The organism is uncultured Olegusella sp., from assembly GCF_947253395.1.
Taxonomy (GTDB): Bacteria; Actinomycetota; Coriobacteriia; order Coriobacteriales; family Atopobiaceae; genus Olegusella.
In genome coordinates this window covers 1-14,024 of the sequence record NZ_CAMXYY010000008.1, presented here as the reverse complement: position 1 = coordinate 14,024, position 14,024 = coordinate 1, and the positions used below count along the sequence as shown (strand labels likewise).

Genomic DNA, 14,024 nt, shown 5'->3' with positions numbered 1-14,024 from the left:
ATGGCAGTGCCACAGCTCATCCAAAATCTGAAAGGTAAGCTCATTGTGAGTGTTCAGGCTTATCCTGGCGAGCCCTTGCGGCATCCCGAAACTATGGCTCAGATGGCGCGTGCCTGTGAGCTCGGAGGAGCTGCAGCTATTCGCTGCCAGGGATTGTCTGATATTGCCGCTATCAAAGGCCGAGTGGATATTCCCGTTATCGGTCTTTGGAAAGAAGGCCATGAGGGCGTCTACATCACACCAACTCTGCGCCATGCTATTGCTTGCGTCAATGCAGGTGCCGACGTGGTTGCAATCGATGCGACGGATCGCCCTCGCCCTGATGGCCGAAGCTTTGAGCAGACCGTTGTTGATTTGCGTGCGCAGTGCGAGACATTGGTGATGGCTGACTGCATGACAATTGAAGATATTCGACATGCAGTAGCCGCTGGTTGTGATGTGATTTCGACAACCCTTTCGCACAATAAGGCCGCTATCAATACCACGATGGCAGAAGGCCCTGATTTGCCAATTTTGCGTCAAGCGGTTGAAGAATTCCCTGGTATACCTGTGATTTGTGAGGGGCATGTACATACACCAGCCGATGCTGCTGCTGCTATGAGTGCAGGAGCTTGGGCGGTTGTGGTGGGTACGGGCATTACTCATCCCACCTCTCTTACCAAGTGGTTTTGCGCGGCAATTGATGAATAGGGTGCAATCCAGTATTGTTGCGAAAGGTGTGGGTGGACGAGCGTTTTGTTCGGCTTAAAAATTGTGTGTTTGCGAAAGGAGATGTCGTATGCGCATCATCGAGGCAAAAGATTATGAGGATATGAGCCGCAAGGCTGCAGCCATTATTGGTGCACAGGTTTTGCTCAAGCCCAACTGCGCTTTGGGTTTGGCTACAGGTTCCACTCCTATTGGTGCATACAATCAGCTTATTGATTGGTACAAGCAAGGTTATTTGGATTTCTCTCGGGTGAGCACGTACAACCTTGATGAGTATCGTGGCCTGTCTCACGATAATCCCCAAAGCTACCACTATTTTATGAACGAGCACCTCTTCTCACATATCAATATTGATATTGAGGCAACCCATGTGCCCGATGGCTCCAACCCCAACGCTGAAGAGGCATGCTCAAGCTATGATGCGCTGGTTGAAGCTGCTGGATATGTCGATCTTCAACTATTAGGCATTGGCAATAATGGCCATATTGGCTTTAACGAGCCTGCTGCCGCCTTTGCTGCTGGGACCCAATGCGTAGATCTTACTGAGTCAACCATCGAGGCAAATAGCCGCCTCTTTGATCATATCGAAGACGTACCTCGCCAGGCATATACCATGGGTGTTGGTACCATCATGCATGCTCGTCGTGTTCTGTTGATTGCAAGCGGCCCCAAGAAGGCTCAGGCAATCTACGATACTGTTCGTGGCCCTGTGACGCCTGAAGTGCCCGCTTCTGTTTTACAGCTGCATGCTGACTGCACGATTGTTGCTGATAGTGAGGCGTTGGCTTTGCTTACGTAAGTAAAGCTGAGAAAACAGATAGGTTTTCTTGTGTAAAGCTGAGAAAACAGATAGGTTTTCTTGTTCTTCTCTGTTGCAGTTGGACAGTTTGTTGCTCTGACCCCCACCGGATTGTCTGGTGGGGGTTTGCTTGTATAAGTTGTGTATGAAAAAAAGCCCTGCACATGGGTATATTTTCGCGCTATACTTAAGAACGCTTCTTTGCAGAGCCCCGTAACCTCTGAGAAGAAAACGCAAGCGTCTGTTCGTCCAGGAGCTGGCGCATTTTAGTAGGTAAGTGGAGGAGTCAAGTGAACAAGTCGACTCATTACGCCAAGAAGGGCGAGGTTGAGCGTAAGTGGTTGCTCATCGACGCTGATGGCGCAACGCTTGGTCGCCTCGCAACGGTGGCGGCTATGGCGCTTCGTGGTAAGAACAAGCCACAGTACACCCCTAATGCTGACACGGGTGACTTTGTTGTCGTTATCAACGCTGACAAGGTTGTTTTGTCTGGCAACAAGGCAGATGCAAAGCGCTATTGGCGCTACTCTGGCTGGCTAGGTGGAATGCATTTTGAGTCTTTTAAGGAAGCTATGGCAAAGCATCCCGAGCGTGTTGTTGAGCATGCGGTTAAGGGCATGCTTCCCAAGACCAAGCTGGGCCGTCAGCAGGGCATGAAGCTCAAGGTGTATGCTGGCCCCGAGCACCCTCATACCGCTCAGAATCCCACGCAGATTGATTGGAGGGCCTAGCCATGGCAGATACTGTCGTCTACACTGGCACTGGCCGTCGTAAGGAGGCCACCGCTCGCGTGCGTCTCGTACCCGGCACTGGCAAGGTCGTGGTCAATGGCCGCGATGCCCTCAACTACTTTGGCCGTCAGCAGCTTGTTGACAATGCTCTGGCACCTTTCCGTGTGACTGATACCGTTGATCACTTTGATGTTTTTGCCAACTGTGATGGTGGCGGCATCAACGGTCAGTCTGGTGCAATACGTTTGGGCATTGCTCGCGCCCTGCTTTCTGCTGGTGAGTACCGTGCTGACCTCAAGAAGGCTGGCTTCCTCACCCGTGATGCACGTGCTGTCGAGCGCAAGAAGTACGGTCTGAAGAAGGCTCGCAAGCGTCCGCAGTTCTCCAAGCGCTAAGCTTTTTGCAGCGTATTTGTACCTATCTGGGTTTTGCCCTTTCCGCCCGCTGGGAAACCGGCGGGCTTTTTTGTGCCGCGGCTTTGTGTGCGGCGGCGCGCGTCAAACGCCATATGTCGTTTCAACTGGCGCGGCTCTGCTTGCCAAAAGCCACATACCGTTTCAGTCAACACGGTTTTGTTTGCCAAACGCCACGTTCTGTTTCAGAAAAAATGTCAAAAGCCACACTCTGTTTCAAAGGGTCTGACGTTTGCCCAGGTAGATTTTTTTGCGTGAAATAAAACGTGGCTTTTGGCAAAAAAAGTGAAGTAGAACGTGGCTTTTGGCGCCCAGTATGAAATAGAACGAGTTACGTCCATAAAATGGTGTAAAAGATGGGAAGTGAGCCAGAGGCCATAGGCATTACATACCGACGCGATAGACCGTGACCTTGCATGAGTAGACTCGCCAGCAGAAATCGGGATCCACATCGATGCTATCCTCGCCAAAGCAGGAGGTTTCTCTGACGCGGCATACAAGCCATTCATCCCCGCACAAGTCCTCAAAAGCTTGTTGGAAAAAATTGGTCATCATAGTCGTGGTAGGGGGTGTATGGCAGCGCTGACCCGTCGATGAGGTGGAAGTGGTAACCCCAGTCGCTGTCGTCTTCTGAGCATGGGCGGGCCTCGAGCAGATCCCCCTCCTTGACGGAGGTCGCCGACCTCTCAAGAGCCACATCGCGCTTGGTTTTACCCTCTTCCCAGGTTGAATCCGCCCAGAGCTCCGCGATTCCGATTTTTTTGACACCCGGTAGGTTGTCGTCGGAAAAATCGTCCGGGGTAACATCTCTGAGGAACGCCTTGGCGCCCCGAATGGCGATAGCCTCATCGAGCGTCCGAGCATCTGCATATTCTTCTGTTCCATAATCGAGGACGCTGAATTGCTCGCCTTCGTATTTTTTCGGTCGAGGCAAGCCAAGCTCTTCGTCATTCATCCTCTTGCCACCTTTCTTGGTTGGTGTTGTGGCTAATCGGAAATTAAACTCGTCGAACCGAAGCCAAACAATCCATCCACGGTAAGCACCGCATCTGGCTGTGCAGTCTTGGATGTCACGCGCATCGCGTTTCGCAATTATTATCGCATGGGGTGCGGACATCACAGACTGCGAAAGATGGTCTGCCTCTAGGGTATTCGAAGAGATTGAGATGATTGAGCCCAAGTTGGGCTTGAGGAGTGGAGAACTACGGTCTCCTCAGTCGCTGAGCTCCTTAAGCTACAGTGGGGACTCGGTGTGCTCATATTGTTTGAGTGCGGCCGTCTCGCAGTGATGGTGGAAGGTGCCTGAATGGTATTTGCATAATCTTTCTGGTGCAGTTTGCCTCTTGGGGATTTGCAAGCTGTTGGGATGACTTTGAATTTGGTCCCTGTGGGACTGGTTGTCCAGGTCTGACAAGGTCTGACAAAGTCCGACAACTCTGCGGACCAAGACGAGTTTCTCGAGTGACCTCGGTGCCTGAGCGACAGCTCCCCGCCGGTAATCTTCTTTGACTAACATCCTTTCTAAGCACGAAGTGAAGCAGTGCAAGTGTTCAAGCAAGTTGACGCTGAGATTGCAGGAACCTTTCGTAACCGACGAAGAGTGTGGAAGCAGAAAAGGAAGCCGATTGGATGGAAGGAACGGAGGATGAAGGCATTGATTAAGGCAATACCCTCGCTCTGCGCTTGACTCTTCAGAAGCGTGTTCAAATGGTTTATGTAAGAAGTCACGACGCTATGGAAATCAGCGCTAGGCACCATGGATTTTGATTGCAAGACACAGGATGGCTACGTTTTGCATAGTAATCAAAGATAGTTCTCTATTTTGACTCAATATAATGCCATGTCAGAAGTATAGTAAATACGCTATACTTATGACATGGCAAAAATCGATGACATATACAATGCGGTCGATGACTTCGGACTTGTCACCTCATCCGAGGCAGCAGAGCTCGGGATGTCCAACGCTGAGCTCGTCCAGCAGGCGCGAGCAGGAAAGCTCATCCGCGTGGCGCGTGGAGTTTATCGTATGCCCATCTGGCCTTCCCAGCCCCAAGCCCCCTTTGCGATTGCTGTGAGGGCGACGGGCGAAGGCGCTTTCCTCTATGGGGAGTCCGTCGTTGCCTTGCTCCAACTGGCACCTACGGACCCTTCCAAGATGTGGATCGCCGCTCCGAAGCGCGTGCGGCGAAACCTTGGGAAGGGTGTTAGAGTTATCAAGTCAGATGCCGATCCGACTTGGATTGAGGGCATTCCCTGTCAACCGCTTGCTGCCGCGATAGTCTGTGCTGCGCAGACCATGGGCACCGACAGAGCCCTTGAGGCGGCTTCCGAGGCGCTGCGCATAGGGTATCTGACTGAGAGCGAAAAGAAGGAGATCAAGGAGAAGATCGAAAGATGACGAAGAGGCCGAATAGCATGCGCCATCTCGACGACGCGATTAGGCGCTCGTGCGGAGGCACTGTGCAAGACTATGTGAGAATGCGCACGTGCATGGCCAATGCTATCGTTGCGCAGATGCTTCCCGACGGCGTGGTGAAGGGAGGTAGCGCAATCAAGATGCGCTACGGTGACGCGGCGACGAGATTCACTACCGACCTGGATACGGTGACGACAATGAGCGTCGACCTCTACATGGACAGACTTAACGACCGCCTTCACCAAGGCTGGGAAGGTTTTACGGGACGCGTTGTCCGCAAGGATCCAGCCTCGCCGAAGGATATTCCCGAAGAATACGTCATGCAACCGTGCGAGGTGAAGCTCGCATACCTCGGCAAGCCGTGGTGCACGGTGCCCCTCGAGGTTGGGTTCAATGAGATAGGTGATGCCGATAGCGTGGAGTGGTCGGAGATGCTGGAAGCCGCAGAGCTGTTTGAGGCGATCGGATTCCCGTCTCCTGGTAAAGCTCCGCTCATGTCGCTCGACCATCAAGTCGCCCAGAAGCTGCATGCGGTATCAGGTAAGGGCGATCGCGCCCGTGACCTCGTGGATCTACAGCTCATCATGCATAGGTCGGAAGTCGATCTTGTCGTCATCCGAAGGATCTGCGAGCGGCTTTTCGCCTACAGGAAAGCTCAGGAATGGCCTCCTGTCGTATCGAAGAAGGCCGGCTGGGACGAACTCTACGTGGAACAGGCGTCCGGCCTTCTGGTACTCGACGATGTCGATTCTGCAATCAGCTGGGTCAACAATCTCATCGCTCGCATAGGGACTGCAAAATAATACACTGCAAAAAATGGGGCTATTCGCCCCTATTTCCATGCTTAGCTTAATTTGCGTGCGCTTAGCCGATTTTTTCAGTATCTGTCTCGTTTCCGTGATGAATCGGGTAGTCCTTGTTTCCGTTATCCACGTTTTTGTCACGGTACCTCTAGCCTTGGAGGGGATACTGGCCACGCCTTTCGTGGTCGCGGGTGTTTCTTCGCCTGTGGCTGTGCTATCGCCCGTGGCGTTGGCCGGCGCTTATGGCAGGTACCGACTTTCTCTTCCAGCTGTTCAAAACAGGCGTTCGTTTCGTCTTCCTGCTCCATGACGTGCTCCACGAAGCCGTTATAGCAGTTGCCGAGACGATTGACCTTGTTTTCCAGACACTTGAACTCTTTGTGCTTGACGTATTCCTTGCCCAGCTCCATGGCCGCCAGCGCTGCGCCCAGCGCGACCAGCCCGAGTGCTTTTCTGTTCATTTTGGTTTAATTCATAACTTCCTCCTTAGCGTGCGTTCATGACGCTTTTGGCCAGCATGCCACTCTTAAACATCATCAGCCCAGCAAGAGGGCATAGCCTAAGATGGCGAAGGTGCTGGTGTGAATGTCGGTGACGGTGATCGTCTCCACCAGTACCGCGTAGATTCCGAGGCATACGATTAAAAACAAACCTTACAATCCCAGAGTGAACAGTCTCCGGATGTAGTTCATTCCGATCTGACCTCACTCCTTGTTGCCTATGGTGGCGAAGGGAATGGATGAAGCGGAACAATAGACATAGATTTCAAACATACGCCCATAGACAATGAGCATGATGATGAGATTGATCGCCTGAATGGCGACTTTGATGAGCGACGTTTCAATGAGAATCATGACCAGCTCGTCAAGCCCTTTTTCTTTCAAAGCTTCCACAAATATCTGCCTACCACTCAGAAAAAAGCAGGCAAATGGCCTATTTGCTAGGTTTGTGTGCTTGATATGTGCCATAATGCTGTATGACTTATTGTCAATACACTGGGGTTTAGATATGAGACACTCTTCGACTCGCCACCTGATTCATCTACTACTTATGGTTTTAGTTCCCCTTGCGGTGCTTTCTGCGCTGGTTGTACCAGCTTTAGCCGAGGTACTCGGTGCCTCCGAGCCCGCCGCCCAGGAAACGTCCGCTGCTCCATTGGCAAGTGGGGGGGGGTCTGCTGTCAATGACGCTACTGGCGTAGCTGCGACTGCCGCCACAGACGGTACCCCAGCGTCCTCAGATGCGGCCGCCTCAGATAAGGATGCATCTGAGCAGAGCCAGGTGGCAAGCGTCCCTGCTATGCGAGCGCCCGCCCCGGCGTCGTCCTTTGACTTCAGCATCAACTGGACCAACGCCGTAAGCTCAGGTGTTACGGCCTACAGCTACGACGATGCGACCGACCCCAACCACACCAACCTCATTTTTCACCCCGTGAACAACCGTGGATCGCTCACGGCAGCAGCATCCGTCTCGCTCAAAATCAACGCTCCCGCAAGCGAGACCTTCCCTCCCGGAAGTATCAAGATCACCGTGCCCGCTGTCCTCTATAAGGGCTGGGACGGTACGAGCAACGTAAACTACAGCATCATTCACAGCGGAACCTATTTCCCCACACTCAAATGGCAGCTCGTGGAGGCACCCCAGACTTCGACGAGCGCCGACTTCAACTACGTAGACAATGGTGATGGCACCTTTACGGTCACCAACTACAGCACCCTTGCGGGTGGCGCTCAGTTTTACTTTGAGCAGGCGTTCTCATTCACAGCAAGCCACGTGAGGGTAGACGGGGCAGGCATCTGCCACGAATCCTATAGCGCGACCCTTTCCGTTGATAAGGATGCTGATGGTACCAACGAGGTCAGCGAAACCAAGACCCTCACGACAGAGTTGCGCAACAAGAACAAGGATATGAGCGTAGCGCTCAAGCACGCCGACCTCACCCCAGACGATGGGGTCTACCTTGCTTGGCAAAACATTTGGGGAACCAAGCCCGCTGACGCAGACCAGTACTTCTATGTGATCTGGCACGCCGATGTCACACGTCCCTGGGAAAACACTATTCCTTATACCTATATGTTCAGACAGGAACAGCAGGACGGTGAGCTCATCGGTATCCAGCGCTACGGGTGGAAAAAGCATGGCTTTCAGCATCCTCCCTATCTCAACGGCAGTACTGACAACTCCTACAAGGACATTACTAAGGAGGGCTGGCGCAGCTACACAGATGAGCCCAACGTGGGCATGCTCAAGCAGCTTGACCCTGAATTCAGAAAGAACAACCCGTGGTCTGAGAGTTGGCTCTGGAACAATGGAGATGAGGCCACCTACAACACCGTCCGTTACGCGCTTTTGGAGCGCTATCCCATCTCACTGCTTGAGGAGGCCAAGGCGCGCGGTGTGGACCTTCAACACGACGGCCTTCCTGTGCACAACAAGGTCTCCGTCCAAGAGACGCAGTCCAACGGTGTGACGCGTGAGAAAAAGTATGCTGAGGCAGACGCTAACGTGTACGTAAGGCCCTATGGTGGAGAGCTGGGCATTACCAAGAACTCTCGCATGTCGGGCGAGTATGGCTGGTACCACTTTGCCCAGACGTTCATCACGCAGGGACGTGACGCCGCCCTCACGGTTCAGTCTTGGCCGACGTTCACCACGCGGGCAGCGTTTCAACCCCCGACCACGCCCACCTGGGACGCGGCAACCGAGACGTACAGCGTTACGCCCTATGTGGCCGAGGTGGAGGAGGAAACCCCTCGAGTCGTGACCGCAAACAAGTTCCGAGAGCGCCGTCCTGCCAGCGAAGTGCTGCCTACGATGACCGAGCTCGAGGATGCGGACTATAGCTACTCGACGGTGTCCTTTGGACTCTCTGGTCAAGACGCAACGCCCGGAGCCCAGGGAACATGGCAGCTTGTCTCGGGACAAGGAACCGACGGCGAGAAGCTCGGTGCCACCGACATTCTCATTCGCAAGGCCGGATCCACCAACTTTGAGCTTTTCGGTACTCTCAGCGTAAGCTACACGGGTACAACACCCACCTACACCTTCACGCCCGCTGACGGCAGCGAGCCCACCAAGGGCGCAAAGCTGACACTTCCCGACTCGGTCGTGGGTCTTAAGTATCGTGTGCACAGCCAGTACTTCCGCACCTCCCTCACGGCGGCCACCACGCTGACCTTGCATCCCACCGCACACCTCAAGGGTCTCATTGCTGCAGACATGCAGGCGGAGCAGCCCACGGCCCTCGCCACGAGCGCCTCGCTGCGCCTGTCTGAGGGCGGGCAGCAGAAGGGCAACATCAATACGCTCTATCAGGACGCGCGTATCGCGGCCGCACAGCTCAGAGGTCTCACCTTTACTACGTACCTTGAAAAATCACAGATTGGCGGCACATACTTTATAGACGATGCCGCCACGGGCGTTCAGACGCGCTGGGTCGACGCCTTTTTCAGAACCTACTCCTCGCTGTGGAACTCGGGCTATAAGGACAAAAGCTACCTTCAGCCCTACATCGTCACGTCGGGCGTGTTTTATGACCTGCTTCCCGCCGGAACCTCGGTGGATGCCTCGCAGGTGCAGATGCTTATCGGCCCTTGGGGCAGCAACAGGCTCCCCAAGGACGCCTATTCTGTGCGCTTCCAAGAAAACTGGGAGGGCTCGGGCCTTACGATGATGATTGTTGAGGTCACGGTACCCGACGAGATGACGGATGCCGCCAAGCTGAGTGAGCATGGGTTTGGGCTGCGTCTTCGCTACCCGCTTGCAAACTCCTATCACAACGTGGCCGACCGCGGCAACAAGGTGCTCAACACCGTCGCCTTCCACGACACGTCAGGCGCCACCAAGGTCGATAGGTCAAGCTCCCTTACCGACCCCAAAATCTTGCGCAACAAGTATTTCCAGAATCTCTATACGGAAGACCGCAACAACTGGGCACTCGTGCAGGCTTACATTGACTACAATCCCGTTTCGGTCAAGCAGTCGGGCGTCACCAAGAAGGTCGCCAATGACCATGACAAGCTCTATGGCAACCAGACGAGCGAATATCTAGGCAACAAATACTCCTATCAGCTCTTCTTTGGTGCATCTAACAGTACCCGCACCGATAGTCTTGTGTTCTATGACATCCTCGAAAACGGTACCACAACCGAAAGTAGTGCCTGGAGAGGCACGTTTGACTGGATTGATTTGAGTTCCATCAAGGCAAAAGAGTCGTGGAACCACTCCGGTGAGACCTGCGCTCCTGTGGTGTACTACGCCACCAAGGTACCTACCACAGCTCAGATGGATATCTCCAACACAAGCGTGTGGAGCACCACCGAGCCTGCAAACAAAGCCAGCATCAAGGCCATTGCTATAGACTGCACCAAGACAAACAAAGGCAACGACTTCTCGCTGAACTACGGCACGGGTGCCAGCGCATACGTGCACATGGTGGCACCTACAGATGAGGCGCTTGTAGGCAAGCAGGCAGTTAACCCCGTGTATGCGAAGGCTCGCACCTTTGTGGGCGAGGCCGCCTCCTCAAGCGACAAGGTCCAGCCCTATGAGGCCTCTGCAAAGATCAAGCTTTTAGGCTATGACCTGGAACTTCACAAGGCCTCAGACCCCGCCACGGGCACCAAGGACGAGCCCGCCCAGGTCGGCAACACCAAGGGCACGCCCGTGACCTACACGCTGAGCGTTACCAACAAGGGCACAGAGCTAGCGCTCAGAGACATCGTAATAGAAGACCCCATCCCAGAAGGTCTTTCGGTGCTTCGCGACCAAATTAAGGTGACCTGCCCTGAGCTCAAGCTTAATGGCGCCACCCTGACCACGGCGACCTCGGTTTCTGCCTCCGAGAAGGACGGTACACTTACCTTAGGCATTGGCTCTTTGCCCGCAGGCGCCACGATGAAACTCAGCATCCCTACGGCGCTTACAGACGACCTTATAAAGACAACGACCTTCATCAACACAGCACACATCACTTCTGTTGAAGGACATGACAAAGACATCGCTTCTGAGACCACCTATCACAAGGCAACTAAGACCTATACCCTTGACTATGTGGTCTCAGCTGACCTCATCTATGGCACGCCAGGGGATAGCACCACACCTACCAGTGTGAGTGACATTGAGTACGACACCACCCAAGCACTTGCCAAGGCACTGGTGACTACTCAAACAGGTGCTATCAAAGACGGTAAAGAGGTTCAGGGCTACTGGACCTTTGCAGGCTGGACGCACGAGCAGGATGGCACCGAGATCATCACCAAGCTCAATATCCGCAAAGATGAGACCGTCTATGGCCGCTGGGTCTTTGTTCCTACCAAAGATCTGACTGTAACCAAGTCCTGGGCAGGTATCTCACCTGCAGGTACCTCCAACCTTTCAGTAACTCTTGAGCTTTTGCGTGATGGAGTGGCGACGGGTAACACCCAAACACTGAGCGCTGCAGGAGGCTGGCAGGCTACCTTTAAGGGGCTTGTGCTCTACGACAACGCAGGTAAGGCCCATGTCTATACGGTACATGAGCAAGGAGAAAAAGACGGTAAGCTGAGCTTGGCATCTAAGGACTTTGAGGTGACCTATGGTGCAGATGGACACTCAGTTACCAACACCCTTAGTAACCCCAAGATTCAGGTCAAGGTCTCCAAGGTCTGGGATGATAAGGACGACCAAGACGGTATCAGGCCTGAGAGTGTAGTCGTGAGTCTGCGTGCTAATGGCAAAGATACCGACAAGAGTGCAACTCTTACCAAGGAAAACTCCTGGGCCTTCTCATTTGAAGGTCTTGATACCTACGACGGCGACGGCAAAGCCATCTCCTACAGCGTGGTAGAGCCTGTCGTACCTGAAGGCTATACCTGCTCTGTCACAGGCTCTCAGGACAAAGGCTTTACGCTTACCAATACGCACAGTCCCGCCGAGCGCACTATCAACGTCACCAAGAGCTGGATAGACGACAACAACGGACGGGGCCTTCGTCCCTCATCTATTACCGTAAACCTGCTTGCCAACGGTACTAAGGTCAAGTCACTCGCACTTGTTGCTGACGCAGATGGCAACTGGACGGGAAGCTTTGGCTCTGTGCCGGTAAACGCAAGTGGCAAAGCTATTAGCTATACGGTCACAGAAGATGAGGTCGAACACTATCAAGCAACACAGCCTGTAGCTGTTGAAAACGATAGCGCCTCACTTACCAATACCTTGAGCGGTACCATCACCATCCCTGTTCAAAAGAAGTGGGTAGGCCCTGCTGCAAAAAGCGTCACCATACACCTGTTTGCTGATGGACAAGAAGTTGATAGCATCACATTAGATAAGGCCTCTGGTTGGCACCATGAGTTTAAAGACCTTCCTGAATATACCAACGGGGTGCCCATTTCCTACAGCGTGGCCGAAGATCCTCTTGCAGGCTATACAACAGAGGATATCCAGGGCAATATCCAAGAGGGCTTTACCATCACCAACGTCTATGCCAAGCCAACACCTGCTAAGCCAAAGGTAACTAAGCGCGCACTTCCCAAGACAGGAGATGACACTAACTTTGCTGCAGGCTCTCTTGCTGCCTTAGCACTGGGTCTCATCGCAGGCGCAGCTCTTCTTGCTTGCAGAGAACGCCAGTGTGACTAGCACTTGGCTTAGGTGAGGTAGTACAGAGCAGGGGCTGCTCAACGTTAAGACCTACAGATCTAAGACAAAGACGCGGTGGTCGGGAAACTGGCCGCCGCGTTGCTTATGTGCCTTGGGTGCCCGTGTCCAGCTAGCGCGCGGCGATTCTTCGTATGCCCTGGAGACTTGATGCTTCTTCGAGTATCCTTATGAGCTCATCGGCTTGGTAGAATGCCCCCCGTTTTGCGTTGCCCATCTTCGAGAGGATACCCCTTTCGCAAGCGGTTTCGACGAGGGTTCGCGCGGCGCGGTCGGTGATTTTGAGGTGCTCTGCAACGTAGGCGGTGTTCACGACGGGTTGCTCCACGAGAAGTGCAGGCAGATCATAGGAAGCCGACCCCGCGCGATCCGTGTTGGCTGTGCTCCACACATCGAGCACAGCCTCCACATCGGAAGCAATGCGTGAACCTATGACGATGGCAAACTCCAGCGCATCGATAAAACAGCAGACGATCAGCTCGATATTACCCGCATGGTAGGCATCGAGCGCTCCCATGTATCGTTCCACATCATGCAGCAGTCCTGCGGAAACGGGCAAAGTCGAATGCAGGAGAACCTCGTCGTTTGCCAACATGCGGTGTACAAGTGCGCGGCCCGTGCGGCCGTTGCCATCCGTAAACGGATGAATGGTCTCGAACTGCGCATGAAAGATTGCTGCCTTGGCTACGGGCGAGATGTCTTCACGCGCTCCGAACGCAATAAGGTCATCGAGACATCCAGAGATGCGCTTTTCATGAGGAGGTACAAAAGATGTTCCATGAGGGCTGTAGGGTGAGCCGCCAATCCACACTTGCTCATTACGTAGTCCCTGCTGCTCAGCGGTATCTGCCATGAGCTTGTCATGAATAGTGCAAATTGAGTCGATGCTCACGGGTCCGCGCTGCTCGACGGCCCTACGCATGGCAGCGACATTGCCCGCGATGAGCAAAGCGTTAGCAGGTGCCTTTTTCGTGAGCTCTGCGAGTGCCACGTTTCGCACGCTCGACGTGAGACGCTCGATCTGGGAGCTTGATGAAGATTCGCTCCTCAAAAGGAGCGCTGGCAGATTCCAGTTACGTGCATTCTGAGCCTCATCAAACCGCGCTACCTCAACCTCAACCTCAGCGACCTGTCGTTCGAGCTCGGGAGAGAGGCTGACTGTCTGCTGAGCGATTGGCGCAGGTACTGCCGCCTCATAGGTCGGCAGGATTTTTCGCCTGCGACTCTTGGGAATGAGCGCAAGCTCATCGTAGTCCCTATTCCATGCGCAGGTTTCATAGCTGATGCTTGGCCACATGATGCCTCCCTGCAGATTTGCTGCCGATAGCAGATTTACTGCCGATTGCTGCTCTATTACGGAAGTAAATAGTAGAATACTTCCGTTATTTTGACAAAACGGAATTAAAGCGCAGCTAGCACAGTTATCAACGTGTTGAGATGTTGTGTGGCAATCGTCAGCTATGTGCGCGGGAGCATCACCAGCATGGTGGTCCCGTCCTCGGAGCTCTTTTCAAC

Annotated in this window: 10 protein-coding genes and 1 pseudogene; 8 read left to right on the top strand and 3 right to left on the bottom strand. The window is 53.7% G+C overall.

Annotation, left to right across the window (positions count from 1 at the left end):
- The 4 genes from Q0X25_RS01700 to rpsI all read left to right on the top strand — a co-directional run bounded on the left by Q0X25_RS01700 (position 1) and on the right by rpsI (position 2,633).
- Entirely contained in the window at positions 1-690 is a 690-nt protein-coding gene (locus tag Q0X25_RS01700) for an N-acetylmannosamine-6-phosphate 2-epimerase (protein ID WP_298578653.1), read from the top strand.
- An 88-nt stretch (positions 691-778) separates the two neighbouring features.
- A complete protein-coding gene (nagB, locus tag Q0X25_RS01695; RefSeq protein ID WP_298578652.1) occupies positions 779-1,507 on the top strand; it encodes a glucosamine-6-phosphate deaminase in 729 nt (242 codons plus the stop codon).
- 290 nt (positions 1,508-1,797) lie between these two features.
- Positions 1,798-2,238 carry a 50S ribosomal protein L13 gene (rplM, locus tag Q0X25_RS01690; protein WP_298578651.1) on the top strand — a complete coding sequence of 147 codons (441 nt, stop codon included), beginning with the start codon at positions 1,798-1,800 and terminating at the stop codon, positions 2,236-2,238.
- Between the two features lie 2 nt (positions 2,239-2,240).
- Entirely contained in the window at positions 2,241-2,633 is a 393-nt protein-coding gene (gene rpsI / locus Q0X25_RS01685; RefSeq protein ID WP_021626478.1) for a 30S ribosomal protein S9, read from the top strand.
- A gap of 541 nt (positions 2,634-3,174) precedes the next feature.
- On the opposite strand, the gene Q0X25_RS01680 is transcribed toward rpsI, so the two are convergent.
- Positions 3,175-3,606 (bottom strand): hypothetical protein, encoded by a 432-nt coding sequence (locus Q0X25_RS01680; RefSeq protein WP_298578649.1) that lies wholly within the window; start codon positions 3,604-3,606, stop codon positions 3,175-3,177.
- A 921-nt stretch (positions 3,607-4,527) separates the two neighbouring features.
- On the opposite strand from Q0X25_RS01680, the gene Q0X25_RS01675 reads away from it, so the two are divergent.
- The 3 genes from Q0X25_RS01675 to Q0X25_RS01665 all read left to right on the top strand — a co-directional run bounded on the left by Q0X25_RS01675 (position 4,528) and on the right by Q0X25_RS01665 (position 6,373).
- Positions 4,528-5,049, top strand: a complete 522-nt coding sequence (locus Q0X25_RS01675) for a type IV toxin-antitoxin system AbiEi family antitoxin domain-containing protein (RefSeq protein WP_298578648.1) — start codon at positions 4,528-4,530, stop codon at positions 5,047-5,049.
- A gap of 92 nt (positions 5,050-5,141) precedes the next feature.
- Complete coding sequence (locus Q0X25_RS01670) at positions 5,142-5,870, top strand: nucleotidyl transferase AbiEii/AbiGii toxin family protein (RefSeq protein WP_298578647.1); 729 nt, start codon at positions 5,142-5,144, stop codon at positions 5,868-5,870.
- Positions 5,871-6,112: 242 nt separating this feature from the next.
- Positions 6,113-6,373, top strand: coding sequence for a hypothetical protein (locus Q0X25_RS01665; protein ID WP_298578646.1), 261 nt, complete (start codon positions 6,113-6,115; stop codon positions 6,371-6,373).
- Here the strand turns inward: Q0X25_RS01665 and Q0X25_RS01660 are convergent.
- A pseudogene (locus Q0X25_RS01660) lies at positions 6,357-6,784 on the bottom strand (hypothetical protein); the annotation flags it as partial. The gene Q0X25_RS01665 and the pseudogene Q0X25_RS01660 overlap by 17 nt on opposite strands.
- A 94-nt stretch (positions 6,785-6,878) precedes the next feature.
- Between Q0X25_RS01660 and Q0X25_RS01655 the strand changes: the two are divergent.
- On the top strand, positions 6,879-12,491 hold the full coding sequence (locus Q0X25_RS01655; RefSeq protein ID WP_298578644.1) for a Cna B-type domain-containing protein: 5,613 nt from the start codon (positions 6,879-6,881) through the stop codon (positions 12,489-12,491).
- Positions 12,492-12,621: 130 nt separating this feature from the next.
- Here Q0X25_RS01655 and Q0X25_RS01650 read toward each other — a convergent pair whose 3' ends face one another.
- Entirely contained in the window at positions 12,622-13,806 is a 1,185-nt protein-coding gene (locus tag Q0X25_RS01650) for a Fic family protein (RefSeq protein ID WP_298578643.1), read from the bottom strand.
- Positions 13,807-14,024 lie beyond the last annotated feature (218 nt).